At 60.7% G+C, this 25,092-nt stretch carries 20 protein-coding genes and 1 tRNA gene; 10 read left to right on the top strand and 11 right to left on the bottom strand.

The window, feature by feature from the left end; genetic code table 11:
* Positions 1 to 22: 22 nt before the first annotated feature.
* On the bottom strand, positions 23 to 1,240 hold the full coding sequence (locus tag ROSMUCSMR3_RS19690) for an OmpP1/FadL family transporter (RefSeq protein ID WP_157667367.1): 1,218 nt from the start codon (positions 1,238 to 1,240) through the stop codon (positions 23 to 25).
* 344 nt (positions 1,241 to 1,584) lie between these two features.
* Here ROSMUCSMR3_RS19690 and ROSMUCSMR3_RS19695 point away from each other — a divergent pair, with 344 nt between their 5' ends.
* On the top strand, positions 1,585 to 3,132 hold the full coding sequence (locus ROSMUCSMR3_RS19695) for a trimethylamine methyltransferase family protein (RefSeq protein WP_008282223.1): 1,548 nt from the start codon (positions 1,585 to 1,587) through the stop codon (positions 3,130 to 3,132).
* A 60-nt stretch (positions 3,133 to 3,192) separates the two neighbouring features.
* On the opposite strand, the gene ROSMUCSMR3_RS19700 is transcribed toward ROSMUCSMR3_RS19695, so the two are convergent.
* A complete protein-coding gene (locus ROSMUCSMR3_RS19700) occupies positions 3,193 to 3,486 on the bottom strand; it encodes a DUF6477 family protein (protein ID WP_198385557.1) in 294 nt (97 codons plus the stop codon).
* A 238-nt stretch (positions 3,487 to 3,724) separates the two neighbouring features.
* Between ROSMUCSMR3_RS19700 and ROSMUCSMR3_RS19705 the strand changes: the two genes are divergently transcribed.
* The 3 genes from ROSMUCSMR3_RS19705 to lipA all read left to right on the top strand — a co-directional run bounded on the left by ROSMUCSMR3_RS19705 (position 3,725) and on the right by lipA (position 6,978).
* Positions 3,725 to 4,840, top strand: a complete 1,116-nt coding sequence (locus tag ROSMUCSMR3_RS19705) for a DUF6456 domain-containing protein (protein WP_198385558.1) — start codon at positions 3,725 to 3,727, stop codon at positions 4,838 to 4,840.
* Positions 4,841 to 4,912: 72 nt separating this feature from the next.
* A complete protein-coding gene (locus tag ROSMUCSMR3_RS19710) occupies positions 4,913 to 5,911 on the top strand; it encodes a hydrogen peroxide-inducible genes activator (RefSeq protein WP_237183497.1) in 999 nt (332 codons plus the stop codon).
* Positions 5,912 to 6,033: 122 nt separating this feature from the next.
* On the top strand, positions 6,034 to 6,978 hold the full coding sequence (lipA, locus tag ROSMUCSMR3_RS19715; protein ID WP_081508480.1) for a lipoyl synthase: 945 nt from the start codon (positions 6,034 to 6,036) through the stop codon (positions 6,976 to 6,978).
* Positions 6,979 to 7,073: 95 nt separating this feature from the next.
* Here lipA and ROSMUCSMR3_RS19720 read toward each other — a convergent pair whose 3' ends face one another.
* Positions 7,074 to 7,643, bottom strand: coding sequence for a YcbK family protein (locus tag ROSMUCSMR3_RS19720; RefSeq protein ID WP_008282228.1), 570 nt, complete (start codon positions 7,641 to 7,643; stop codon positions 7,074 to 7,076).
* A gap of 381 nt (positions 7,644 to 8,024) precedes the next feature.
* Between ROSMUCSMR3_RS19720 and ROSMUCSMR3_RS19725 the strand changes: the two genes are divergently transcribed.
* The 3 genes from ROSMUCSMR3_RS19725 (at position 8,025) to ROSMUCSMR3_RS19735 (ending at position 11,281) form a co-directional block, all read left to right on the top strand.
* Positions 8,025 to 9,593 carry a L,D-transpeptidase family protein gene (locus tag ROSMUCSMR3_RS19725; RefSeq protein ID WP_081508685.1) on the top strand — a complete coding sequence of 523 codons (1,569 nt, stop codon included), beginning with the start codon at positions 8,025 to 8,027 and terminating at the stop codon, positions 9,591 to 9,593.
* Positions 9,594 to 9,812: 219 nt separating this feature from the next.
* Positions 9,813 to 10,073, top strand: a complete 261-nt coding sequence (locus tag ROSMUCSMR3_RS19730) for an acyl carrier protein (protein WP_037298430.1) — start codon at positions 9,813 to 9,815, stop codon at positions 10,071 to 10,073.
* A complete protein-coding gene (locus ROSMUCSMR3_RS19735) occupies positions 10,070 to 11,281 on the top strand; it encodes a beta-ketoacyl-[acyl-carrier-protein] synthase family protein (protein WP_081508481.1) in 1,212 nt (403 codons plus the stop codon). The genes ROSMUCSMR3_RS19730 and ROSMUCSMR3_RS19735 overlap by 4 nt, the downstream gene beginning before the upstream one ends.
* 59 nt (positions 11,282 to 11,340) lie before the next feature.
* Here the strand turns inward: ROSMUCSMR3_RS19735 and ROSMUCSMR3_RS19740 are convergent, their stop codons facing one another.
* Positions 11,341 to 11,964, bottom strand: a complete 624-nt coding sequence (locus ROSMUCSMR3_RS19740) for an invasion associated locus B family protein (protein WP_037298327.1) — start codon at positions 11,962 to 11,964, stop codon at positions 11,341 to 11,343.
* A gap of 416 nt (positions 11,965 to 12,380) precedes the next feature.
* On the opposite strand from ROSMUCSMR3_RS19740, the gene ROSMUCSMR3_RS19745 reads away from it, so the two are divergent.
* Positions 12,381 to 13,940: a helicase HerA-like domain-containing protein gene (locus ROSMUCSMR3_RS19745; protein WP_081508482.1), complete on the top strand. Its 1,560-nt coding sequence runs from the start codon at positions 12,381 to 12,383 to the stop codon at positions 13,938 to 13,940.
* Positions 13,941 to 13,950: 10 nt separating this feature from the next.
* Here ROSMUCSMR3_RS19745 and ROSMUCSMR3_RS19750 read toward each other — a convergent pair whose 3' ends face one another.
* Positions 13,951 to 15,003: an ornithine cyclodeaminase gene (locus ROSMUCSMR3_RS19750; RefSeq protein WP_081508483.1), complete on the bottom strand. Its 1,053-nt coding sequence runs from the start codon at positions 15,001 to 15,003 to the stop codon at positions 13,951 to 13,953.
* A 10-nt stretch (positions 15,004 to 15,013) separates the two neighbouring features.
* Complete coding sequence (gene rocF, locus ROSMUCSMR3_RS19755; protein WP_008282235.1) at positions 15,014 to 15,943, bottom strand: arginase; 930 nt, start codon at positions 15,941 to 15,943, stop codon at positions 15,014 to 15,016.
* A gap of 118 nt (positions 15,944 to 16,061) precedes the next feature.
* Between rocF and ROSMUCSMR3_RS19760 the strand changes: the two genes are divergently transcribed.
* The gene (locus ROSMUCSMR3_RS19760) at positions 16,062 to 16,490 is read left to right on the top strand and encodes an Lrp/AsnC family transcriptional regulator (protein WP_037269691.1); all 429 of its coding nucleotides are present in this window, start codon (positions 16,062 to 16,064) and stop codon (positions 16,488 to 16,490) included.
* Positions 16,491 to 16,498: 8 nt separating this feature from the next.
* On the opposite strand, the gene ROSMUCSMR3_RS19765 is transcribed toward ROSMUCSMR3_RS19760, so the two are convergent.
* Together ROSMUCSMR3_RS19765 and ROSMUCSMR3_RS19770 are read right to left on the bottom strand one after the other, a co-directional pair.
* Positions 16,499 to 16,963, bottom strand: a complete 465-nt coding sequence (locus tag ROSMUCSMR3_RS19765) for a disulfide bond formation protein B (RefSeq protein WP_008282237.1) — start codon at positions 16,961 to 16,963, stop codon at positions 16,499 to 16,501.
* Positions 16,963 to 17,541, bottom strand: coding sequence for a YqaA family protein (locus ROSMUCSMR3_RS19770; RefSeq protein ID WP_008282238.1), 579 nt, complete (start codon positions 17,539 to 17,541; stop codon positions 16,963 to 16,965). Before ROSMUCSMR3_RS19770 ends, ROSMUCSMR3_RS19765 begins: the two co-directional genes overlap by 1 nt.
* Positions 17,542 to 17,685: 144 nt before the next feature.
* Between ROSMUCSMR3_RS19770 and ROSMUCSMR3_RS19775 the strand changes: the two genes are divergently transcribed.
* Positions 17,686 to 17,771: transfer RNA gene (locus ROSMUCSMR3_RS19775), tRNA-Leu, on the top strand.
* A 52-nt stretch (positions 17,772 to 17,823) separates the two neighbouring features.
* Here ROSMUCSMR3_RS19775 and ROSMUCSMR3_RS19780 read toward each other — a convergent pair.
* The 3 genes from ROSMUCSMR3_RS19780 to ROSMUCSMR3_RS19790 form a co-directional block, all read right to left on the bottom strand.
* Positions 17,824 to 19,416 carry an FMN-binding glutamate synthase family protein gene (locus tag ROSMUCSMR3_RS19780; protein ID WP_081508484.1) on the bottom strand — a complete coding sequence of 531 codons (1,593 nt, stop codon included), beginning with the start codon at positions 19,414 to 19,416 and terminating at the stop codon, positions 17,824 to 17,826.
* Positions 19,417 to 19,527: 111 nt separating this feature from the next.
* Positions 19,528 to 23,268, bottom strand: a complete 3,741-nt coding sequence (locus tag ROSMUCSMR3_RS19785; protein ID WP_081508485.1) for a translocation/assembly module TamB domain-containing protein — start codon at positions 23,266 to 23,268, stop codon at positions 19,528 to 19,530.
* The gene (locus tag ROSMUCSMR3_RS19790; protein WP_081508486.1) at positions 23,268 to 25,076 is read right to left on the bottom strand and encodes an autotransporter assembly complex protein TamA; all 1,809 of its coding nucleotides are present in this window, start codon (positions 25,074 to 25,076) and stop codon (positions 23,268 to 23,270) included. The genes ROSMUCSMR3_RS19785 and ROSMUCSMR3_RS19790 overlap by 1 nt, the downstream gene beginning before the upstream one ends.
* Positions 25,077 to 25,092 lie beyond the last annotated feature (16 nt).

A 25,092-nucleotide genomic window follows, 5' to 3' on the forward strand; every position in this document is an offset into this window, starting at 1 on the left:
GCGCAAGAGAAAGCAGCGCGCCTTACCAGCGATAGCTGATGCCGGTTGCGACCTCGTGTTGATGCATGCGGATTTTAACCGGTTGTGCCACGCCGGTAAGCGCGGGGTTGGACCCCGAAAAGCTGTTGGAGAAGGCATGGGTGTAGGCAAAGGTAAAGGCCCAGCGGTCGTTGATCTCATAGGTGCCGCCCGCCGAGAGATGCCATTGGGGCGTGCCGGGGGCGATGGTGTTGATCACCACGTTGCCGTCGTTCTTGATGAACTCGGTCGAATAGCTAACGCCGGTGCGCAACGTCAGCTTGTCAGACTTCTGCCAGATGGCGGCCAGACGCCAGACATCGACATCCTGCCAGCCGAATCCCACGCCATTGGTCGCTCCCAGCGGGCCGCCCGGAGGTGCGCTGGAATTGGCGATGGGTTTTACATTGCCGTAGAAGATGCGTTGATACTCGCCCGTGAGTGTCCAATGCGGGGCAGCGGCGGGGGTATAGGCCGCCCCAAGGGTCAGCATTGCGGGCACGTCGAATTCGCCGTCGGCAAAGAGGCCCTTGTAGCGGCTGAACTTGGACATCTGGATTTCGTTGCGATAGGCCGCGCCAAAGGTCCATTCCGGATTGGCCTCATACAGCAGGCCAAGGTTTACGCCAAAGCCGGTGGACCAATCGTGCCCGCGGTTGGTGACATCGCTGGGACTGATCGAAAGGGCAGAGAAGGCTTGCAGCCCCTGTGCCTTGAACCGCTGCACCGCAAGAATAGGAGATACGCCCAAGGTCAGGCGATCATTCACCTTGCGGGCATAGTTCAGCGTAATGAAGGCCTGTTCGAGATTGACCCCGACCGGGGCGGAGCCCGCGCCAAGCCCGGCAAAGAAATTGGTGTCAAACTCGGTGTTCATGCCACCATTGCCAAAGACAAAGGCGCCAAGCGATGAGCGGTCATCGAGTTTCCAGTTGGCACCGCCGCAGGGAATGAAGAACACGTCATTCTGGCTTTTGTGGGTGCCGGGGGTCAGTGGCCCGCCGGGGGCGATTTCCACGTCGCGGTTCGGGGCAAAGGTGGTGAGACAAAAGCCCGCTTGATTGCCCAGCTTGACGCCCGTGGCCGGATTCTGCGCCATGCCGAGGACACCCGTTGGCACCGCAACACCTGCGCCCGCCATGCCCTTGGACTGGCCACCATAGCCATTGGAGAAATAGCCATTGGTGGCTGTTGCGGGGCTTGCCAGCGCAAATGCACTCATCAGCGCAGATAGTTTCGCCAAGTGGCGCAAACACGTCTTCATCGTAACATACCTCTTACTGCGGTGCGGTTAGCCCAGATCTGTCAGTTTGTCCTGCGCTTTTAGAGACTGACGCTGATCATGGTAAATAGATCAGGCCGAGATCAAAGCATTATGGTTTTTGAATATATTTTGTCATTCATTTTATCCTGTCCTGAAATCAACAAGGGGCGCGTGTCGCTTTTTCCCCGCAATCGCCGGAATCTTCGCCTGATACACGCCGACAAACAGGTATGACCAGAGCAGACCTGCCCTGTGGCGGGAGCCTTGGCTATTGCAATTGACCATATACGAAGGGTGCATCCATGTCAGAAGCAGCACTGAGCAGCAGACGGTCCCGTGGCGGCGGCGGGGCAGCACGCCGTGCCGAACGCACCGCCGTCAGCATCGAGACCGCGCGCTATATCGAGCGCAACATTCCGAATTTCGAGGTTCTGACAGAAGAGGCGCTTGAAATCATCGAGGCCAATGCCGAAACGGTACTGGCCGAGGTGGGCGTGAATTTTGTCCAGAATCCAGCCGCGCTGGAACGCTGGCGCCAGGCCGGGGCCGATGTGCAGGGCGAGCGGGTGCGCATTCCGCGTGGTTTGGCGCGGCAACTCTGTGCCACCGCCCCGTCGCGGATCATCCAGCATGCCCGCAATCCCGAGCGCACGGTGGAAATCGGCGGCAAGTCCCTTGTTCTGGCACCGGTCTATGGCCCGCCCTTCGTGCGCGACATGGAAGGCGGCCGCCGCTATGCCACGATGGAGGATTTCCGCAAATTCGTGAAGCTGGGCTATATGTCGAAATGGTTGCACCATTCCGGCGGCACGGTGTGTGAACCCACCGATATTCCGGTGAACAAGCGCCATCTTGATATGCTGCTGGCGCATATGACCCTGTCGGACAAGCCCTTTATGGGATCGGTGACAGAGCCTAGCCGCGCGCAAGACAGCGTTGATATGTGCAACATCCTCTTTGGAGAGGAGTTCGTGCAGAACAACACTGTCATGACATCGCTCATCAACGTGAACTCGCCGATGACGTTTGACGATGTCATGATGGGGTCGCTGGAAATCTATGCCGCGAACAATCAGGCCTGTATCCTGTCGCCCTTTATCGTTGGCGGTGCGATGGCACCGGTGTCTGTGGCGGGTACGCTGACGCAGGTTCTGGCCGAGGTTCTGGCAGGCATTGCCTATAGTCAGCTTGTGCGCCCCGGCGCGCCGATGATCTTTGGGGCCTTCGTTACCTCGATCGACATGAACTCGGGCGCGCCGACCTTTGGCACTCCGGAGGCCGCACATATCACCTATGGGGCGGGTCAGTTGGCGCGGCGGATGGGGCTGCCGTTCCGGTCTTCCGGGTCGTTCAACGGTTCCAAACTGCCGGATGCGCAGGCGGCGTATGAGACGGCAAATAGCCTGAACGTCGGGCTTTTGGCGGGGGTGAACTTTATGTTGCACTCTTGCGGCTGGCTTGAAGGCGGGCTTGTGTCATCCTTTGAGAAATTCGTCATGGATGCCGATCAACTGGGCACGCTTCACCATTTGGCGCGCGGCGTGCAGGTGGATGAAGAGGCGCAGGCGATGGACGCCATTCGTGAGGTTGGGCCGGGTGGCCATTATCTTGGCTGTGCGCATACGCAGGCGAATTTCAAATCCGCCTTTTGGCGCTCTGACCTGTTCGACTACAAGCCGTTCGAGACGTGGGCAGATGAGGGCGAGCGCGACACGATGGTTCTGGCCAATGCGCGGGTTCACAAGCTTTTGGCGGATTATCAGCAACCGCCGCTTGATCCGGAAATTGCCGAGGCACTTGCCGCCTATGTCGCCAAGCGCAAGGCTGAAATGCCGGATGCCTTTAGCTAAGATCATCGAGACTTGCCTAAAGAACGCGCGCCGCACCGATTTGCGGCGCGCTTTTTTTTGTCAGGTCTCGAGCAATAACGGGGTCATGTCCCGTGCCTCTGCCATCATGGCGATCAATACCTCGACATGGCGGGCCGGTGAGTAGCCTGTGGACGCAAGGCGGCGTTCCTGATCCAAGGCGGCCTCGGTTTCAAGCAGGCGCACAAGCGCGGTAGGGCTCTGGGGTAGGGGGCCATCGCGCAGTAGCCGCCGCAAATGCACCTCGCGGCGGTAGTCTTGCAGACCTATCCGCGCCGCGCGGATCAACAGTGGGGGGCGGCGTAACGCCTGCAGAGTTCCAAGTATATCGTGCATAAGAGGCTCCTGTGATCGTGCAAATGCTTCGTCGCACAGGTTCGGTGGCTGTTGCGTTTTCAGGCGCTGCGCCGCGCGCAGGGCTTTGGATTTGTTTACGATTTGTCAATGAAGGTTGCATTTCTGGAAACAATTAACGAACCGGTAATCTTTGCACTCTTAAGTTGTGGATAACTCTGTGGGTAAGTTGCCAGGTTGCGATCTGGTGCCGGAAGGCCGAAAATTTGGGGGACGGGCGATGCACGAGGGGTATGCATTCAAGACCATTTTGCATGACGTACCCTCTTGGGTGCCGGAGGCGGCGCTGCACTATCTGGCCCATACCGAATCCGGCACGCCGATCAGGGCCCTGGCGCGGCACGCGGGGCGGCACGCTTCGACCGTGATGCGCCAAATCCGCGCCTATGAGACCCGCCGCGATGATCTTTTGGTGGACGAGGCGCTGCGGCGACTTGGACAAAGGGTTAACCATGACAAGATTTCCGGTTCTCCTGCCAAGGAGGCTGCGATGACATCCCACACCATCACGCGACACAATCAGACGCCTGAACTGACGGAAAACCGCTTGAAATCAGAGGCGCGGCGCGTTTTGCGCCGCCTCTGTGAGCCGGGGGCCCTGTTGGCCGTCTCTGCCGATATGGACAAGGCCGTGGTGGTGCGTGACACCGGTAGCGGCCAGACCCTGCGCACGGCGGTCGTCGAGCGCGAAGTGGCCGAGGCTATGGCGCTCAAGGGATGGGTGGCCTGTGACGGACCGGGGCGCATCGCGCGGTATCATATCACCGCCACAGGGCGCAACGCGCTCAGCCTGATGTTGGCTGAGGCCGAAAATCAGGCAAGCGGTCTTAGAGACGGGCCGTTTTTGTCGGAGCAGGCCGCATCCCACCCCACGCCGGATGCCAGCGGACGACGCGCGCGCTACGGTCTGGTGGACTCGCCCCTTGTGGCGCTGGCCCGACGACGTGACAAGGACGGCAGCCGGTTTCTGACCTCGGATCTTGTGCGCGCGGGCGAACGGCTGCGCGAGGATTTCGAACTGGCCCAGATGGCCCCACGTGTCGCGCAGAACTGGGACCATTTTCTCAGTCATGTCGATGAGCATGGCAGCCCCGTGGTCTCTCGTGGGTATGATGCCGAGGCGGCACGCCTGCGGGTCTTGGCGGCGTTGCGGGATCTTGGGCCGGGCTTGGGCGATGTGGTGCTGCGCTGCTGTTGTTACATGGAGGGGCTGGAACGCGCCGAGAAGAAAATGGGCTGGTCGGCGCGGTCGGGCAAGATCGTGTTACGCATCGCCCTGCAACGGCTCAAACGGCATTACGAGGGGTTGGGAGAAGCGGGCAGCTTGATCGGTTGAACGCGCAGGCTGCAAAGCCGCCATGCTATAATTCAGGCTTGTCATTGAGGTGGTGACCCATAAGCTATGGATATGAACATCACCCTTCGACAGCTTGGCTATTTCAAGGCGCTTGCCGAACAGCGCAATTTCGGGCGTGCGGCAGAGGTGGTCAATATTTCGCAACCGGCGCTCTCTGTTCAAATCAAAGAGATGGAGACAACGCTTGGCCAAAAGCTGGTCGAGCGGCGTGCGCGGGATGTGGTGCTGACCCCGTTTGGCCGCCTGATTCTGGCGCATGCCCTGCGGGTTCTGGACGAGATGCAGGCGCTGAGCGAGGCGGCGCGGTGGCAAGGCGGGCTGGCGGGGCGGCTATCGCTTGGGATTATCCCAACCATTGCGCCCTATATTCTACCCGGCGTGCTAGAGGCGCTGCGCAGCCGCGATATCTCGCTTGATGTGCAAGTGCGCGAGGCCAAGACTGACCAATTGATCGCAGACATTCAAGGCGGTCAACTGGACGCCGCGATACTGGCGCGGCCGGTCGGGGCTGAGGGGCTGCGCGAGCGACTGCTGTTCGAGGATCGGTTCTTGTTGGCGGGAACCTCAGTTCGGTTGGCGGCGCTTGGGCAGGGGGCAGAGGCGCTGCGCCCAACCTCGCTGGTGCACAGCCCGCTGTTGTTGCTGGAAGAGGGGCATTGCCTGACGGATCAAGCGCTTGAGGTTTGCGGACGTGGGCGTGGGCACGCACAGATCGATATGGGCGCCTCTTCGCTTGGCACGCTGTCGCGGCTGGTGGCGGCGGGATTCGGCCTGACCCTCATGCCCGAGATTGCGGCGGCGACCGAAGTGAGGGCGGCACCGGGGATAAACCTGCGCCGGTTTGGCCCGCCAGAGCCCGCCCGCCAGATCGTTCTGGTGCGTCGTCAGAGCACGCAAGACGAGGTGTGGTTCGAGAAACTGGCCGAGGTGTTGGAAACTGCCGGTGCCGCGCTTATCGCTCTTGCGCGCGCGGAGGTGCCGGAACCCACAGCCGCGATGCGACCTGCGCCGCACGCAGCGCAGGTCGACATTTACAGGGACACTCACTAAGCGCGATGGACACTCGTTACCCATGGTGCAGTCGTCAGGATGTAACGCTGCGTGACTGGCACTCTCCATCGCTATGATTTATACTATCCAAGCCTTACCAAATCATTCGCGGGGAAAAATTCGTGCGCGATCTCAAACTGCCGGACCAACGTCATCCTGAAAAGGCGCATCGCCCCGATAACGCCCAACCACGCAAGCCTGACTGGATTCGGGTCAAGGCCCCGACGAGCAAGGCCTATTTCGAAACCCATCGGATCATGCGCGAGCACAAGCTGGTAACGGTCTGTGAAGAGGCGGGTTGCCCGAATGCCGGCGAATGCTGGAGCCAGGGACACGCGACCATGATGATCATGGGCGAGATTTGCACGCGCGGCTGCACCTTTTGCAACGTGGCCACCGGCAAGCCGCAAACCCTTGATGCGTTCGAGCCGGGGCGCGTGGCTGATGCTGTGTCCAAGCTGGGCTTGAAGCATGTGGTTGTGACGAGCGTGGATCGCGATGATCTGTCGGATGGCGGGGCTGACCATTTTGCGCAGACCATTCGCGCAATTCGCCACCGGGCACCCGGAACCACGATCGAGATTTTGACGCCGGATTTCCTGCATTGCGAGGATGGTGCGCTGGAAACCGTGGTGGCAGCCAAGCCGGATGTGTTCAATCACAACCTTGAAACTGTGCCCGGACTCTATCCCACCGTGCGCCCCGGCGCGCGGTATTTCCATTCCCTGCGGCTTTTGCAGCGGGTCAAGGAACTTGATCCGACGATGTTTACAAAATCGGGCATTATGGTGGGCTTGGGCGAGGATCGGCAGGCCGTGCATCAGGTGATGGATGATATGCGCGCCGCCGGAATAGATTTCCTGACTATTGGCCAATACTTGCAACCCACGCCGAAACATCACGCGGTTGATCGTTTTGTGCATCCTGATGAGTTCGCAGCCTATGAAAAGGCGGCCTATGGCAAGGGCTTTTTGATGGTTTCTGCCAGCCCGCTGACGCGGTCCAGCTATCATGCGGGCGATGATTTCGCGCGGTTGCAGGCGGCACGGAATGCAAAATTCGGCTGATCGTGCCTTGGGTGCGCTTTGACAGGTCATGATGCACAGAAAAACCGGCCAATGGGCCGGTTTTTTGGTTTCTTGGTACTGTCAGTGATTGAGGGTTAACGCCCCCAGGTCCGCACCGGGCCGCAATCCATATGTACGAAGTTGCTGCCGGAATAGCGCCCAACGCCACCGCCGCCACAGGCCACGCCGGCACGGTAAATCTGGCTGACAGAGCGGCTTCCAAGACGCAGGTCTGCGGCCTCGCCGACCATGTGAAGGGAATTCCGGGCGACACCATTGGAACGGCTGCGCAGCATCGCGTTGGTCTGGGCGCTTCGGTAGCCGCTCAAGAGCGTGTAGGGCTCGGATACGTCGAGCAGGTTATGGCTGGCGGCCATGATGTCGATGGTGCGAATATCAATGTTTTTCACCTGATTGGTACGCCAATCACGCATGAACAACGATATCTCGCGCACGGCTTCCTTGAGGTAATCGCCTTCGATCCAATAGATTGTGTCGAGCCGTTCACCGGTGCGCGGCGAAACAAGGCGAATGCGGCGGATATCGCCAGCACCGCGTAGAAAGCCAGCTGCATTGGAAAATGTCGGGGCTGCTGCCACAGCTGTTGCCGCGAACGCAAGCAATACGCCACGCCGCGAGATGCCAGTTGAACTGATTTCTGTCATTGTTTCAATCGCCTGTCCCGTAGCCTACCTGTTGTTGCTGTCCCGCAACATTCTCAATCATCCCCAGATGTGCGGAATTTATGGCACAGCGGGAATCAATGACCAAGCCCTGATTTGCTGTGTCGTTCAATATTCAAGTCCTTTCGGCGGGATTTCGCGCATAATTTTCCTGATGTGGCTAGAATACGCATCCGCCGCTGCATTTTCGTCGCAGTCATGCACTTGTCGTCGAAACTGACACGGAATCCTTAGTAAAAAATTGAGAACGATGGGAAATCCCGCATATAGTTTCTCAAAGCGACCCCGTGACTTAGAGGTAAAAGAATGATTTTGGCGTCTTGCCACCCGCGCTCTCGCGATTTGCTCCGAATTGTCCCGGTCATGCTGACCGCCGCACTTGTTCTGTTTGCATGGATCATGCCAGCTGCGGCGCAAGAAGCGGCGTTTCGGCAAGCGGTGGCCGAGGCCGCAGCCGAGGATCGTGACCTTGCGGCCTTTTATCAGGATCAGAGCTATCGTCCGGTCTGGACCGGCGCTGGGGCCGAGCATCTCGCGCGCCGTCAGGCCTTGGTTCAGGTGCTGGCGCGGGCCGGGGTGCATGGCCTGCCTGCGGAGCGTTATGATCTTGACGGGTTGATTGCGTCGATGACCGCCGCGCGGTCACAGCGCGATCTGGGGCAGGTAGAGGTCGAACTCAGCCGCACCTATCTGCGCTATGCGCATGATGTGCAATCTGGGGTTTTGGTGCCCTCAAAGGTTATTGGTGACATCAAGCGTGAGGTTTTGCGGCAGGAATCTGGCGCGCTTTTGAAAGAGATTCTTGCAAAAGAACCTAGCCGTGTGATGCGGAACCTTGCGCCGCAAAGCAATGAATACGCGCGCCTCCTCAAACAAAAACTGCGGCTAGAGCAGTTGGTCGCAGAAGGCGGATGGGGGGCTACGGTTTCTGCAGAAAAGCTGCGGCCCGGCGACAGCGGCCCGGCTGTCATCGCCCTGCGTAACCGGCTGATTGCAATGGGCTATCTGGATCGGAGTGCGGCGCAGACCTATGATATGAGGCTGCAACAGGCGGTTCAGGCCTTTCAAGGGGATCACGGGCTTGAGACCGACGGCATTGCGGGGGCGACGACGCTTGCGGCGGTGAATACCCCTGCGACAGAGCGGCTCAAATCGGTGATTGTCGCGATGGAGCGGGAGCGCTGGCTAAGCGAGGAGCGCGGACAGCGCCACATACTTGTTAACCTGACCGATTTCAGCGCGCGTATTCTCGACAATGACGCGGTGACCTTTGCAACCAGAGCCGTGATTGGCAAGAATGACCAGAACCGCCGGAGCCCCGAATTCTCGGATGAGATGGAGTATATGGTCATCAATCCGACGTGGCATGTGCCCTATTCAATCGCGGTCAATGAATACCTGCCGCAGATGCAGCGCAATCCGGGGGCGGCGTCTCATCTCAAGCTTTACAATCGCAATGGCCGCGAGGTGAGCCGGGGGGCAGTCAATTTCGGCGCGTATAATGCGCGCAATTTTCCCTTTGCGATCAAGCAACCACCGTCAGAGCGCAACGCGCTTGGGCTGGTCAAGTTCATGTTCCCCAACAAGTACAATATCTACCTGCACGACACGCCGCAAAAAGCGCTGTTCGATCTGGAGAAGCGCGATTTCAGCCATGGCTGTATCCGCCTGCATCAACCGTTCGATTTCGCCTATGCGCTCTTGGGGCGGCAGGAAAGCGATCCCAAGGCCTTCTTTCATTCCGTGCTGGGCACAGGGCGTGAAACCTATGTGCAACTGGAGCAGCATGTGCCGGTGCATATCATCTATCGCACGGCCTTTACCCAAGCACAGGGGCGTCCGCAGTATCGTGGCGATGTCTACGGGCGCGATGCGCGGATCTGGGAAGCGCTGGAAAAGGCCGGGGTGTCATTGGATACGCCACGGGGCTGAGATCTGAGTTTTTCGTCGGTTGAGGGCCCGTGCCGCGAGGTGCGGGCCTTTTGCCATGCGCCTGCCTGTGATAGCGAAGGGTTTCAGGTGCGGCACACTGCGCAGCTGTCTTGAAAAGATTGTCTGCGCGCGGGACCGATCTTAAATAAACTGTTACCAAACCGACGCAGAAGACCAGCATCCGCCCGGCCCCCGGGCGTCAGAATGAAAGACCTTGCCATGAGCACCATTCAGGACCGTGTCATCGCCATCATCGCCGAACAGGCCGTGCTCGAACCTGCGGATGTCACTCTCGACAGCACGCCCGAGGACCTGGGTATCGACAGTCTCGGATTGGTCGAGAGTATCTTTGCCATCGAAGAGGCGTTTGACATTTCCGTGCCCTTCAACGCCAACAACCCGTCAGAGAGCGATTTCGACATTTCCACTGTGCGTTCGATCATCGCCGGCATCGAGCGGCTGGTGGCCGCGCAATCGTGAAACGGGTGGTCATTACTGGCGCGGGCACGATCAACGCGCTTGGGGCCGATGTGCCCAGCACGCTTGAGGCGATGCGCGAAGGGCGTTGCGGTATTTCCGATCTGGAGTTTCAGGACGTCGAGCGCTTGTCGATTCGCATTGGTGGCCAGGTCAAGAACTACGATCCCGAGGTGCAGTTCAACCGTCAGCAACTGGCGCTCTATGACCGGTTTACCCAATTCACACTGATCGCGGCGCGGCAGGCCATGGCGCAGGCCGGGTTGGAGTTTTCGGGCGAGTTGGCCGCGCGGGCGGGCGTGATTCTTGGCAATTCAGGCGGGGGCATGACCACGCTCGACGAGAATTACCGCTCTGTCTACGAAGAGGGCAAGAACCGGGTGCATCCCTTTGTGGTGCCCAAGCTGATGAATAACGCCGCTGCTTCGCATCTGTCGATGGAATTCAATCTCAAGGGGCCGACCTTTACCGTCTCGACCGCTTGCGCGTCGTCCAATCACGCGATGGCGCAGGCATTTCAGATGGTGCATGGCGGCATTACCCCGGTGATGGTCACGGGGGGATCTGAATCGATGCTGTGTTTTGGCGGCGTCAAGGCGTGGGAGGGGTTGCGCGTCATGAGCCGGGATGCCTGCCGCCCATTCTCGGCCAATCGCAACGGTATGGTTCAGGGCGAGGGGGCCGCGATTTTCGTCTTTGAAGAGATGGAGCATGCCAAAAGGCGCGGGGCCGAGATTTTGGCCGAGGTGGCAGGCTTTGCCATGACGTCGGATGCCTCCGACATTGTCATGCCCTCCAAACAGGGGGCCGCACGTGCCATCACCGGCGCGCTCAATGATGCGCGGATCAACCGCGAAGAGGTGGGCTATATCAACGCGCATGGCACTGGCACTGCGGCGAATGATAAGACCGAGAGTGCGGCGGTGGCGGATGTGTTCGGGCATCACGCGGATCGTCTGATGATTTCCTCGACGAAATCCATGCATGCGCATCTGATCGGTGGAACTGGCGCGGTCGAGCTTTTGGCCTGTATCATGGCGCTGCGCGACGGGATCATTGCGCCCACTATCGGCTATGAGGAACCGGACCCGGAATGCGCACTGGACGTGGTGCCGAACGTGGCGCGCGAGGCGCGAGTGAATGTGGCGCTGAGCAATGCCTTTGCCTTTGGTGGGCTCAACGCTGTGCTGGCGCTCAAGCGCTTTGCCTGAGGTTGGAACGCAAAACGCCGCCCCATAGGGCGGCGTTGGCCTTAGGAGTGATATTTTAATTACTGCTGAAGAATTGAGGCTTCTTCGAACGCAGCGGTAAAGCCCTTGAGCGAGGCGTCAATCTTTACCTTTTGATCCGGCGCCTGAGCCGGGACAATTTCAAGCGTCACCTTAACACCGCGCTTCATCGTGTCGATGTCCTGTTGCGTCAGACCGATGCGCGCGAAACAGCCCGCCATGGTGCAGAACGAATAGGCATAACTCTTGGCATTGGCGCCATCGACCGAGAGCTTGATTTCTTCGGTCAAAAGCGTGCCCAGAGGGGCAGCAATCGTGGCGCCTGCGATCACCGGACCACCTTCGGGCAGGCGGTAAATGGTGAATTCCGCCACCGGATTCCCGGCGCTCTCGGTCATCAGCTGATACATCTGGCAGAGGTCTTCTTGCCCTTCCACCCCGGTGCGAAAGCATTTGATCTGCCAATCGTCATGGGTGGATTTGATATAGGACGGATCCTCTTGCACAGGGCGTCCGGTGTCGAGACCGATCGCCGGGGTCTCGGCGTCCGGTTCTGCGGCCTCTACCGGGGCTTCGGGGGCCGGCTGTGTTGCTTCTTGTGCGCTGAGGGCTCCGCCCATTGCGAGAAGCGCCACAATCGAAAGGCTTGTAAGGAGTCTAGGCATCATTTCCCCATATCGGTCTATGTTTCCGCCGCGCTTTAGCATGGTGTGCCGGGAGAGTCAGGATGAAATACGTCGCAATGTCGCGTCGCCAGCAGCTTTACGCCATCTTGTAATACGCTGTGATTATGAGGTCAGCAAAAAAGAAAGAGGCCTTTCGGCCTCTTCCTACGTTTCTCCCCGTCGGACTGGCCGACTTAGTTATTGAAACGGACGCTAGGACAGATGCGCGCACCCGTCAACAGGGAAGGTCGCAAAATCGCGAAAAAAGGCCGCACCCGAGGGGCGCGGCCAGTCTGACAGGGAGGAAGTCACCCGCAACCAGAGGACAATCGGTTCCGGGCATGAATTCAGACTGGCATGAAAGGGTTAATTAAGTATGGTCAGCCCGTGACCTTTTCTGGATAGGGGGTGTTGGGGTGCAGACTTCGATTTTCGTGGGCGGCGGCGGTGCGGATTATTCCGAGCCTCAGGAACTCTTGCTCAAATACGGCAATCGGCATGGTCTTGTCGCGGGGGCCACAGGCACCGGCAAGACGGTGACGTTGCAAGTATTGGCCGAGGGGTTCTCGGATGCGGGCGTGCCTGTGATCCTGTCGGACATCAAGGGCGATGTATCGGGCATGGCCGTCGCAGGCAGCCCCGAAAACAAGCTGCACGGACCCTTCACCGAGCGTGCCCAGAAAATTGGCTTTGACGCCTTTCGCTATGATACTTTTCCGGTGATTTTTTGGGATCTCTTTGGCGAGCAAGGGCACCCGGTGCGCACCACGCTGGCCGAGATGGGGCCGCTCTTGCTGTCGCGGCTGATGGGGCTTTCGGATGCACAAGAGGGTGTGCTCAACATCGCGTTTCGCGTGTCGGATGAAGAGGGGTTGCCGCTACTCGACCTCAAGGATCTGCAAGCGCTGCTGACATGGGTGGGCCAGAACAGCGCCGATCTGTCGCTGCGCTATGGCAATGTGGGTGTATCCTCGGTCGGGGCCATTCAACGTGCGCTCTTGGTGCTGGAAAATCAGGGGGGCGCGCATTTCTTTGGCGAGCCAGCCTTGGCGCTAGAGGATTTGATGCGCGTAACGCCCGAGGGGCGTGGCTATGTCAACATCCTTGCCGCCGACCGGCTGATCAATTCGCCACGCCTTTATGCGACCTTCCTCTTGTGGCTTTTGAGCGAGCTCTTTGAGACACTCCCCGAAGTGGGCGATGTCGATAAACCCAAGCTGGTGTTCTTCTTTGACGAGGCGCATTTGCTGTTTGAGGATGCGCCCAAGGCTCTGGTCGACAAGGTCGAGCAGGTGGCGCGCCTGATCCGGTCCAAGGGGGTTGGTGTTTATTTCATCACTCAGAACCCGGATGACGTGCCCGAGGATATTCTGGGCCAGCTTGGCAACCGGTTTCAGCACGCGCTGCGCGCCTTTACCGCGCGGGATCAAAAGGCGCTGAGCCGCGCCGCCGAGACCTATCGCCCCAATCCGCGCTTTGACACGGTAGAGGCGATCCGGGATGTGGGCGTAGGCGAGGCTGTAACCTCGATGCTGCAAAACAAGGGTGTGCCGGGGGTGGTTGAACGCACGCTTGTACGCCCGCCCGCAACACAGCTTGGCCCTTGCGATGCGGCCACCCGGCGCGCGGTCATCGCAGACTCGCCCGTTGCGGGGAAATACGAGACGGCGATTGATCGGCAGTCCGCCCATGAGATTCTGGCCGCCCGCGCCGCCGCTGCGGCGAAAGAGGCCGAAGACGCCGAGGTCAAGAGTGCCGCAGAGGCCGCCGCCGAAGAGGCCGAAGCCGAGCGCGCCCGCGAATTCAAAGCGGCACGGCGGTATTCAGGTGGGGCCACCTCGGGGCAGAGCCGCCGCGCGCGCGAACCCGAAGGCTTTGGCGACGCGCTTGCCTCAGCCGTGATGAAGGAATTGACCGGCACCACGGGCCGCCGCATCGTGCGTGGCATCTTGGGCGGGCTGTTTAAAGGACGCTAAACGGGGGCGGTTATGGGGTGCTCGCACGTTGCAGCATCCCGAACAAGTCGCGGGGATCGTCCGGGTCGGCCAATAGGTCGAGATCAAGGAAAAGGTCGGTGCCCGCGATATGGTCGCGAACATAGCGAAGGGCCGAAAAATCCTCGATGGCAAAGCCCACGCTGTCAAAAAGCGTGATTTCATCAGCGTGGCTGCGCCCCTTGGCGGTGCCGTTGATCACCTGCCACATCTCGGTCACGGGGTGATCGGGCGAAAGTTGCTGTATTTCGCCCTCAATCCGGGTTTGCTCGGGATATTCTACAAAGATGGTCGAGCGCTGAAGCACGCCGGGTGCCAGTTCTGTCTTGCCCGGACAATCGCCACCGATGGCGTTGATATGCACGCCGGCCCCAACCATGTTGTCGGTCAGGATCGTCGCATATTGCTTGTCGGCTGTGCAGGTGGTGATGATCTGCGCGCCTTCCATGCTTTCCTCGGGGGTGGAGCAACTGACCACCTCCAGCCCCAGACCGCGCAGATTGCGGGCGGCCTTGGCGGTTGCGGCGGGGTCAATGTCGTAGAGTCGCACGGATTTGAGGCCGCAAATCGCCTTCATCGCCAGCGTTTGAAACTCTGATTGCGCGCCATTGCCGATCATCGCCATCGTGTGCGCGCCTTTGGGGGCAAGATACTTGGCCACCATCGCCGAGGTGGCCGCCGTGCGCAGCGCCGTGAGCACGGTCATTTCGGACAAGAGCACAGGATAGCCGTTCCCCACATTCGCCAAGAGGCCAAAGGCGGTGACGGTTTGCAGCCCCTCACGGGTATTCTTGGGATGGCCGTTGACATATTTGAAGCCATAAACCTCGCCATCCGAAGTGGGCATGAGCTCGATCACGCCTTCCTCGGAATGGCTGGCGATGCGCGGGGTCTTGTCGAACAGCTCCCACCGGCGGAAATCGGCCTCGATATAGTCGGCCAGCCCGCGCAACATCGGCTCGATCCCGATGTGATGCACCAGTTTCATCATGTTATCGACAGATACAAAAGGCACCAGCGCCTTGTGGGAGGGGGCAAGCGTCATCTTTGGGTCCTCAGCTATAGGCCTGGGTGGGGCGATCAAACACGCGGCGGCCAAGGGCAGAGGCCGCGAGATCGACCATCACCTGCGCGGTGCGCCCGCGTTCATCTAGAAAAGGGTTCAGTTCCACCAGATCGAGCGAGGTCATAAGACCACTGTCGCAGATCATTTCCATCGTCAGATGCGCCTCGCGGATCGTGACGCCGCCGGGCACGGTCGTGCCCACGGCGGGGGCAAAGAGCGGGTCGATGAAATCGACATCAAGGCTGACATGCAGCGCGCCACCCGCAGCGGCCACGCGATCCAGAAAGGCGGCAAGAGGGCGGGAAATCCCCTGTTCGTCGATCACGCGCATATCGTGATAGCGGATGCGGCTGGATTGCAGCGCCTCGCGTTCCGCACGGTCTACGGACCGCAGGCCGAGAATGCAGATGTTTTCTTCGGGCACCGGATTGGCAACCTCTGGAAAGCCGTGAAATCCGGCGCGGCCCGTGACATAGCCGAGCGGCGTGCCGTGCAGATTGCCCGACGCAGTGGTTTGCGGTGTGTGAAAATCGCTATGGGCATCAAGCCAGAGCACGAATTGCGGGCGCCTCATGGCAGCGGCATGATTGGCCACGCCTGCGACGGACCCAAGCGAAAGGCTGTGGTCGCCCCCCAAAAAGATCGGCAGCCCCTCTTGCATGGCTTCCTCTGCGGCCTGCATCAAGGTTGCCGTCCAGCCGGCCGTTTCGGCAGGCGCGTGCAGATGCGCGGGCAGGGCGGGATCGACCGTCGCCGGGGCAGGGCAGAGATTGCCAAGGTCGCGCAAGCCATGCCCAAGATCGCCAAGCGCCTCTGCCAAGCCGGCAGTGCGATAGGCATCAGGGCCCATCAGACAGCCGCGCCGGTCTTTGCCGCTATCCACCGGGGCACCGATCAGAAGGATGGTTTGTGGGGTCATCAGAGGCTCTCACATTTGCGCTTTGGGATCAGGATGCCGCCGAATTGAGTTGAAATGAAGCGGCTATTTTGCGCAAATAGGGTAGTATTTGTGCAAATTGGATCAAGGAAGCTGCGAAATGGACGATGCCGATCAGAGGTTGATTTCCATGCTACGGCATGACGCGCGCGCCTCTCTATCGGATCTGGCGATTGGGCTTGGGATGTCGCGCACCACGGTGCGGGCGCGGATTGAGCGGTTGCGGGCAAGTGGCGCGATTGTTGGCTTTACCGTGGTGTTGCGCGGCGACGCGGCCCGTGATCCGGTGCGGGGCCTCATGATGCTGGGGATTGAAGGGCGCGGCACAGATCGGATCTTGCGCCAACTCAACGGTCTGAGCGCCGTGCGCGCGACCCATACCACCAATGGCCGGTGGGATGTAATTGTCGAGATTGGGACCGAAACGCTTGAAGAGCTGGACAAGGTGCTGGCGCAGATCCGGCGGTTCGAGGGGATAGCGCAATCCGAGACGAGCCTGTTGCTCAACACGTGGAAATCGGGGGCCTAAGCAATGGTTCAGCGCTTGCGCAATGCCATCAGCCAGAGTGTGGCAAGGCCCAGAGAGGCCAGCATGTTCCAACTGGCCATCGACAGGCCCAGCATCTCCCATGGCACCTGATCGCAGCGCACAAGGGGCGCCGCCATGATCTGTTCAAAGAGTGCGTCGGCGCTGATCCCATCCGTGCCGGACGACGAGCAACTGGTCGGACCTTGCCACCAGCCACGCTCGACCCCGGTGTGATATCCGCCGATACCGGCCGTGGTGAGCGCAGCCAAAAGACCCCCGAGGCAGAGCAGGCGGGGCAGGGCGACGAGCGCAGCAGCGCCAAAGGCTATCGCGATTACATGTGGCCAACGCTGCCAGATGCAGAGCTTGCAGGGGGCCATGCCGCCCAAGTGCTGAAACCCGAGCGCCCCCAGCATCAGCGCGGCAGAACCGCCCGCCGCAAGGAGGATGAGATGTTTCTGGCTCAGTTGCATCAAAAGAACCTCGTTGCGTAAAAGCCGCCAAAAAGCAGAACTACAAAGACGATGGTTACAAGCCCGAGACGGCGTTCGATGAAATCGCGCACCGAGGGCCCGTATTTCCAGAGCAATGCCGCAACAAGAAAGAACCGGATGCCGCGCGCCAGAATGGAGCTGGCGATGAACACCCCCAGCGGCATGGCAGTCCAGCCCGACATGATGGTGATGACCTTGTAGGGAAAGGGCGTGATGCCAGCGGTCAGCACCGCCCAGAACCCGAAATCGTTGAACCTTGTGCTGAATTCGGTCATTGCGTCGCCCTTGCCAAGGGCTGCGAGGATGGGTTGGCCAATTTCCTGAAACGCAAAGGCCCCAATGGCATAGCCCAGCAACCCACCGAGAACCGAAGATACAAGCGCCACAAGCGCGATCAACCACGCCCGCGAAGGCCGCGCGAGGATCATCGGGATCATCAAGACATCTGGGGGAATCGGAAACACCGAGCTTTCGACAAAGGACACCGCGGCCAGAACCCAAAGCGCATGGCGATGGTCGGCCATTCGGATCGTCCAGTCATAAAGGGCGCGGATCATTGCGGGTCTCTTACGTTGCCTGACGCGAGACACCACGCCCGATGGCCGGGGTCAAGTCTCGAGCGCGGCCACATACAAATTCCGCCACAATACGCCGTTTCGGCACTGGACGTCGGTCGCGTGCTTGGCTAGAGAAAGAACAGTGCCCAAGTGGCGGAACGGTAGACGCAGCGGATTCAAAATCCGCCGCCTTTACGGGTGTGTGGGTTCGAATCCCACCTTGGGCACCATTTGTTTTCCTCTGATCAGAACCGGCTTATCCCGGTTGTTCGCGGTCCTTGGTCAGGGGGCGAAGGCGAATGTGTCTGGGCGGGCGTGATCCCAGTATTTGGCAAAGGCGGGATGGCTGACATGACCGCCGAGCAATTCGCCGGGTTCAAGCCAGAGATACTGGCTTGCGGCGGAACGCACTTCGCGGCTGTTGACGCGGATCATCAGGTGATGTGGGGTGAATTCCTGTGGGCGTTGAAGGCCAGAGGATTCCACCGCTTCCTTGAGGGCGAAGAGCGTGTTGCGATGATAACTGGCGACGCGCAGATGCTTTTCCGCAACCACGATCGCGCGGTAACGGCCGGGATCCTGCGAGGTGACGCCAGTTGGGCATTTGCCCGAGTGACAGACTTGCGCCTGAATGCAGCCAACCGCGAACATGAAACCGCGCGCGATATTGCAGCCATCGGCACCAAGGGCGAACATGCGGCACATATCGAAGGCGCTGATAATCTTGCCCGAGGCAATCAGGCGAACGCGGTCGCGCAGCCCCATGCCAACGAGGCTGTTATGCACAAGCATGAGCCCCTCGCGGATGGGGGCACCTTTGTGATCGGCGAATTCCACCGGGGCCGCGCCGGTGCCGCCTTCGGCCCCGTCGATGGTGATGAAATCTGGCGTGATGCCGGTTTCATGAAAGGCTTTGACCATGGCGAACACCTCCCATGGGTGACCCACGCAGAGTTTGAGCCCCACAGGTTTCCCGCCCGAGAGATGCCGAAGCCGGGCGATAAAGCGGCAAAGGCCGTCGGGCGAGGAAAATTCAGAATGGGCGGCAGGGCTGATGCAATCCTGACCCACCAGAACGCCGCGTGCCTCTGCAATCGCCTCTGTCACCTTTGCGCCGGGCAGGATGCCGCCGTGTCCGGGCTTGGCCCCTTGGCTGAGCTTAATCTCAATCATCTTGATCTGAGGGTCAGAGGCATTGGTGACGAACATCTCTGGGTCAAACGCGCCTGTGGCGGTGCGGCAGCCAAAATAGCCTGATCCGATCTGCCAGATCAGATCGCCGCCGTGTTTGCGATGAAACCGCGAGATCGAGCCTTCGCCGGTGGTATGGGCAAAGCCGCCCAGTTTTGCCCCCCAGTTCAGCGCCTCAATCGCCGTTGGCGACAGCGCGCCATAGGACATGCCCGAAATGTTGAGCGCAGAACTGTCGTAGGGCTGTGTGCAGTCCGGGCCACCGATGGGCTGGCGAAATGCGATGTCACCCATGTGGCTTGGCGACATGGAGTGATTGATCCACTCATGCCCGACGGCATTGACATTGCGCAACGTGCCAAAAGGGCGCAAGCCCTCGATCCCCTTGGACCTGCGATAGACAAGCGCGCGCTGTTCGCGCGAAAAGGGGGTCTCGTCATGATCACTTTCGAGGAAGTATTGCCGTATCTCTGGGCGGAAATGTTCAAAGAGAAATCGCAGACGGGCAGAGAGCGGATAGTTTTTGAGAACTGCACGCTTGCTTTGGTAAACATCGTAGAGCCCGATGGTTGCGGCCAAGCCCGCAAGCCCTGCCAGCATCCCGCCCCAGAATAGCAACCATATGGCAATCGCCCCACCAATGGGCACGAGCAGAATACTGATCAACCATGGAATATAACGCATGCGATCCTCCCTTTTGCTCTGTGCCTGCACAAATCATTCCAAGCAGCAGAGCGTTAGGTCAGTCTTTTATGCCCGAATTCTGAGCAACCTGTAAAAGTTTTCGCGATTCCCTCAATAATCGCGTTCAAAAAACACGCCAACCCCAGAGGAGCCATCGTTAGAGGCCCCGCCCTTGAGCGTGACACTGTCGCTAAGATCAAAGTTCAGATTGATGCGTTGCTTGCCTTCGCTGTCGGCTGTGACTTCGGTATAGACCTTGTCCGAGATATAGGCACCGGCACTCACCTCGGTGCCGCCATCCTCGGTTTGTGTGACGTCGAGATCCGAAAGGCCGATGGCACCCCGCAGCTTACCAACCACATCGCCGTTGCTATTGCCGGACAGCGTCGCCACCGCCGAGGCCATTTGCGCGGCCTGAAAGGCAGAAATATTATCCAAGCCGCGCCCAAAGATAAGCCGAGAGACCACCTCTTCTTGCGGAAGATCAGGGTCAGAGGCAAAGCGCACTTCGGGGGCGCTTGCCACGCCTTCAACGATCACTTGCACGGCGACGTCGCCCGCATCGGTGGTGGCCACAAAGCGCAGGTAGGGATCAAGAGAGCCCTGCATCGTGATGCGGCCTTCGGTCATCGTAAGCCTTTGACCCAGAATGTCGATCCGTCCCCGGATCAATTCAAAAAACCCGTCCGGGGCAACGGCATCGGTGGTTCCGGCAAGGCGCAGGCTGCCGCCCAGTTCGGCATCAAGCCCGCGCCCACGAACGAATATCCGGTTGGGGGCATTGATCGACAGGTTGAGCGCGTAGGGCCGCGCGCGCCCGGCTGTTTCGGTCTGGATCAGGCCTGCGCGCTCTCGGGTGGTGCGCACTGCGGCGGGTTCGTTGCGATGCTGAAGATCTGGCAACGAGACCGATGCCGCGCCCAAGCCCGAGGGGATGCGGATATTGGTTTCCTCAAGTGTCAGCGCCCCGCTGATCCGCGCGCCGCCTGTCAACGGGCCGTTGACGCCAATGTTGCCGTTCACCGTCGTGGTATAGATCAACTGGTCGCTCAGCACGAGGCCATCAAGCCCCACCGACAGATCGCCTGTGAAGCCGGGGGTCAGGCCAACCGGCCCGGTCACCCGTATCTGTCCGCCATCGCGCATCTGCGCGGTGAAATCTGTCTGAACGCGGCTTTGACCGAGCGTTGCCGTGCCGCTCAGGGTTTCGACCGTGAGGCCGGTTGCGGGCAGGGCAATGCGTGTGTCAGAGGTGCTGATCGTGCCCGAGACGGCGGGCAGGGCGGGGGCACCGTTGATCCGCAGGTCGTAGCGCGCCGTTCCCTGAATCGCGTTTGGTCGGATATAGCTGTTGGCAAGCGCCAGCGGCAGCGCGCCACTGGCACTAAGATCAAGGCGCGCGCCGTGATCCACGATATCGCCCGAGACCTGCGCCGTGGTGCCCCCCGGGCCCTCAGCTGAAAGCGTCACGGCCACCCGTTCAGCAAGAGCGCCCGACAGGGTGGCGCGGCCCGTTGCGGTCACGGGGCCCGCGAAATCAGGGGCGAACAGGCCCAAATTGGCCAGACGTATGTTGAAATCTACGGGAGCATCCGGGTTGGGCGACCCTGCGGAGAGCGCGAGTTGTGGCGTCTCAAGCCGAAGCGTACCAATCTCGATCCCGTCAAGGCGGCGCGCACCGTCTGCCCTGAGAGAGAGTTGCCCGGCGATGAGCTTGTCGAGATCGGCGATCCCGGTTCCAAGATTACGCCCATCGAGCGTGGCGCTGATCTCTACATCCTGTCCACGATCCTTGGCTTTGCCGTCAAGCGTCAGGTCAAGGGCACCGCGCAGGGGAAGGCCCGCCAGGGCGCTGAACCGTGCCAGATCGCTGATCTCTGCCCTGAGTTCCCCGCTCAGGGGCAGGCCCTCGACCTCGGGCGAGAGGGTTGCATTGGCGCGCAGGCGGCTTCCCATGAGCGCTGCATCCAGTCCCGTCAGGGTCACATCGCCCCCGGTTTGCCAGGCCACGTTGCTGCTGATTTCTGCCGGACCGGACAGGCGCGGATCTGAAAGTGCCAGATCGGTCAACCGCGCCGCAAGGCTGAGCGCGCCGCTCTCGCCGCTGAGGCGCCCCGAAGCTGTGGCGCGGATCACGTCATTTTCGATCTGAAGGCGGTCGAGCGCGATGCCGGTGGTATCGCGGCGTGCAGCCATCGAGAGCGTGCCCGCGCTTGCGATCAGGGGATCAACCTGGGCAATGCCGACCGCAAGTTGATCCGTTTCCGCATCGAGTGTGATGTCGAAGTCGCCCCCAAGCAGGCTGCCAGAGCCTGCGATGGTCGCCTTGGCTGCCCCTGCAATGCTCTGCCCGGAGAGCGCGGCAAAGCGTGCGAGGTTGGGTGCCTCCAGCGTTGCGGTGCCAGAGACAGGAAACCCTTCGGCCAAGGCCGCGATCCGTCCATTGCCCGAAAGCTGCGCAGCGCCGGACACAAGCCGTAGGGCCCTCAGGACAAGTGGGCGATCTTCGGTGAAATCGAGCGAGGCAAGGCCGGACAGTTCTGTTCCGACGGCCTCAGCCAGTGCCGGATCGTCAACGCGCAGCCCGGCAAGGTCAAATTCAACAAGCGCCGTCACACCGCGCGGTGCGGTGCGTTCTAACGCCCCACGCCCCGAGAGCGTGGCCGTGGCAAGGCCGATATCAGGGCGCTCGAACCCGGTCAGGCCCAGCTGTGTGCGCCAACGATCGCCGCGCGCGGCATCAAAGGCAGCGTCAATCGTAGCGCCACGAATGTGGGTTGCGGGGCCGCTGATGGGCAAACGCACGCGGCTGTCACCATCGCCCAATTCGCCGGTCAGCCTAAATCGCTGAGGCCACCCCGCCGCATCGAGCGACAACGCGCCGGACAGCGTGACCTGTGCCGCCGAAAGTGTGAAATCCGCGATGTCCAAGGCCCCGTTTGGCTGGCGCGTGCCGGTCAGTTTGAGCGCGCTTTCTGTCCCAAAGAAGGGGCGGTAGTCAGCAGCAAAAAGCGGTGTGAGATCGCCCGAAATCGTCGCGCCAAAGGCTTTTGACGTAACGCCCTCGGCCTCCGCGTCGCGGATCGTAACCTCTCCGGTCAGGCGGGGGGTGCCGTCCGAGGCAAGGCGAATGTCGGCCGTATAGTCGTTCAAGGGCGCCGTGCCGCTGATCCCGAGCGAAAGAGCGGGCCGATCTGGCAGTTGCAGCAAAGTGGCGGCGATGCCGCCCGCGTCCTCTTGAAGTGACAGATCAAGGGCGAGAACCTGGGTCGCATTCACAAAACTTGCGTTCAGCGATACGGCACCGCGCCCGTCAAGGCGGGTCACCTCGATCTCTGCCGCCCCTTCACCACTTCCCAGTGACAGCCGCCCAAGCAGGCGCAGAGCGACCTCCTCACCCAAAAGCGGGGCGCCAAGAGTAAGCGTCTCGGCGCTGATCTCGCCGAGGTTGACGGAGACTGGCAGCTCTGGAAGGCGAAAGGGCGTGGCCTCTGCCATGTCTGGCGAAAGCGGTTCTTCGGCAATTGGCGCACGCGCCACCGTGATTTCTCGCGCGGTCAGGCGATTGACTTCGACCCGGCCCCGCAAAAGCGCCGTGCGCGTCCAATCGAGCGTTACATCGCGCAGCGTGAGCCAGATGCCGTCGCGATCAGCGATGGTCAGTTCTGCGATAGTCGCCTGAGACGAGAGCGCCCCGGCAAAGCCGGTGATCCGCACCTCGCGTCCAGCACCAGAGAGGTTATCTTCAATCAAGGCTTGCAGATAGCCGCGATCCTCATCTGCGGTTTGCGCCAAGAGTGGCGTTGCAAGCGCCCCCAGCAGCAACGACAGGAAAAGGACCAGCCGGGCCATCAGAATGCCTGCCCAATACCGATGTAAAGTTCGAGGTCTTCCCCGGCCCTTTCACCCAAGGGTGTGGCGATATCCACGCGGATCGGGCCCACGGGGGTGAAGTAGCGGGCACCGATCCCGGCACCGCTGTGCCAATCCCCGCGTCCTGTGCCAAGCGCATCCTGACCGACAAAGCCCGTGTCGACAAAGGCCACGCCTTGGATCTTGTCTGTGACGCTGGCGCGGAATTCGCCCGAGAAGCCGACAAAGGCACGCCCGCCCACGCGCACTCCGGGGGCGATATCCACGCCCAGAGATTGATAATCCTGTCCGCGCACAGTGCCTGCCCCCCCGGAATAAAACAGCATGTCTGCCGGGATTTCGCCGATTGAGGGGCCTGCGACCGATCCGATCTGCGCGCGCCCTGCAAGGGTGTAACGGTCGCCCGCGCCAAAGCTACGGTAGTGCCGGGCATCTGCAAATATGCGCGCGCCGTCCCCCGATCTTTGGTCGAGGCCGATAAAAGGCGTGAGCGACACCTCAAGGAAAAGACCCGAGGTTGCGTTGAGCGCATCATCGCGTTTGTCCCACGTCAGTCTGGCCGGAAACAGCAGATGCTGCAACTCGCGCCGTCCAAGATCGTCGTCGATGTCGGAATAGCGATAGGCAATGCCCGCCTCGCCGCGCAGCTCGTCCGAGAATACCCGGGTAAAGCCGCCGCCGACTTCGACCTTTGATTCCGTATAATCTGGCTCGTCATTTCCCTCGATCCGGGCCTCAAGAAACAGCCCGGTGTCGGGGTGAAAGGTTGCGGGCCGGTCATAGCGCGCGCCAAGGCGATAATCCTCGCCCCCTGAATCCCCGCCGATACCACCGATCATGGCATCAAGCCGCAGTCGCTCGGCACCGCCAAAGAGGTTGCGATGCAGCCAAAAGCCCGAAAGTGTCAGCCCTTCGAGCGAGGCCAGTTCCGCGCCAAAGCCAAGACGCCGCGGCGGGGCATCGGTGACGCGGGCCGTGATATCAAGGCTGCCATCGGGATTGGGCCTGTCTGCCTCGATCATCACAACCGAGCGAAAGGCACCGCTGCGGCGCAGGCGGGTGGCGGCGTTGTCCAATTCTTCGGGCGAGAATTTGCGGCCCGTCGGCAGGCCCGCAATGTCGCGGATACGGTCCGGGCGCACACGGCTTTCGCGGCTTTCTTCGGCCAGCAACAGCTCGCCAAAATGCAGGCGCGGTCCGGGATCAAGCTGGATGTCGGCGGACAAGGTCGAGGCCGCGTGATCGGCAATAATGGTTTGCTCTGACACAAGCGCCTTGGCGTGTCCGGTGGTGCGCCATGCGGCGATGCTGCTGCGTGTCGCATCGCCGATAAGATCGCCCTTGGCCCGGTTGCCGGTGACAAATTCAGGCGGCAGCTTGGTTTTTGGGGCAAGCGGTGCGACGCGTGCGGTTGAAAAGACGAAAGGCGCGTTGCGCTCGACGGTGATGTCAATCTGTCTGATGTCACTTGGCGCGCGCAGGGGCGGGATGCTGGCGGCCTCTTGGCCATCCACGAGGATGCGGATCACGCCGCCATAAAACCCCTCGGCATAAAGCACACCGATCAGACGCCCGTAATCCGATTGGGCCGCAGCCAATAGGTCTTGTGCGGTGGCCTCTTGTTGGGCGGCAGTGGTGATCGTGAGCGAGGCGCTGCGCAAACGGTCTGCAAACCCATCCCCCGCGTCAGGCGCGGTCAGCCGGACCTCAGCCGCCTGCGCCAGATCGGGCAGAATCCAGAGGCACAGCGCGGCAAGCGAGGCGACCCTGACACTGGATTTCAACACCGCGACGACCCTCCCA

The organism is Roseovarius mucosus, from assembly GCF_002080415.1.
GTDB classification, from domain to species: domain Bacteria; phylum Pseudomonadota; class Alphaproteobacteria; order Rhodobacterales; family Rhodobacteraceae; genus Roseovarius; species Roseovarius mucosus_A.

Excerpts from the sequence above, each read along its gene's own strand:
- ROSMUCSMR3_RS19690 (WP_157667367.1), bottom strand. The coding sequence starts at position 1,240 with ATGAGTGCATTTGCGCTGGCAAGCCCCGCAACAGCCACCAATGGCTAT.
- ROSMUCSMR3_RS19695 (WP_008282223.1), top strand. The coding sequence starts at position 1,585 with ATGTCAGAAGCAGCACTGAGCAGCAGACGGTCCCGTGGCGGCGGCGGG.
- ROSMUCSMR3_RS19700 (WP_198385557.1), bottom strand. The coding sequence starts at position 3,486 with ATGCACGATATACTTGGAACTCTGCAGGCGTTACGCCGCCCCCCACTG.
- ROSMUCSMR3_RS19705 (WP_198385558.1), top strand. The coding sequence starts at position 3,725 with ATGCACGAGGGGTATGCATTCAAGACCATTTTGCATGACGTACCCTCT.
- ROSMUCSMR3_RS19710 (WP_237183497.1), top strand. The coding sequence starts at position 4,913 with ATGAACATCACCCTTCGACAGCTTGGCTATTTCAAGGCGCTTGCCGAA.
- ROSMUCSMR3_RS19720 (WP_008282228.1), bottom strand. The coding sequence starts at position 7,643 with ATGACAGAAATCAGTTCAACTGGCATCTCGCGGCGTGGCGTATTGCTT.
- ROSMUCSMR3_RS19725 (WP_081508685.1), top strand. The coding sequence starts at position 8,025 with ATGCTGACCGCCGCACTTGTTCTGTTTGCATGGATCATGCCAGCTGCG.
- ROSMUCSMR3_RS19730 (WP_037298430.1), top strand. The coding sequence starts at position 9,813 with ATGAGCACCATTCAGGACCGTGTCATCGCCATCATCGCCGAACAGGCC.
- ROSMUCSMR3_RS19740 (WP_037298327.1), bottom strand. The coding sequence starts at position 11,964 with ATGCCTAGACTCCTTACAAGCCTTTCGATTGTGGCGCTTCTCGCAATG.
- ROSMUCSMR3_RS19750 (WP_081508483.1), bottom strand. The coding sequence starts at position 15,003 with ATGACGCTTGCCCCCTCCCACAAGGCGCTGGTGCCTTTTGTATCTGTC.
- rocF (WP_008282235.1), bottom strand. The coding sequence starts at position 15,943 with ATGACCCCACAAACCATCCTTCTGATCGGTGCCCCGGTGGATAGCGGC.
- ROSMUCSMR3_RS19760 (WP_037269691.1), top strand. The coding sequence starts at position 16,062 with ATGGACGATGCCGATCAGAGGTTGATTTCCATGCTACGGCATGACGCG.
- ROSMUCSMR3_RS19765 (WP_008282237.1), bottom strand. The coding sequence starts at position 16,963 with ATGCAACTGAGCCAGAAACATCTCATCCTCCTTGCGGCGGGCGGTTCT.
- ROSMUCSMR3_RS19770 (WP_008282238.1), bottom strand. The coding sequence starts at position 17,541 with ATGATCCGCGCCCTTTATGACTGGACGATCCGAATGGCCGACCATCGC.
- ROSMUCSMR3_RS19780 (WP_081508484.1), bottom strand. The coding sequence starts at position 19,416 with ATGCGTTATATTCCATGGTTGATCAGTATTCTGCTCGTGCCCATTGGT.
- ROSMUCSMR3_RS19785 (WP_081508485.1), bottom strand. The coding sequence starts at position 23,268 with ATGGCCCGGCTGGTCCTTTTCCTGTCGTTGCTGCTGGGGGCGCTTGCA.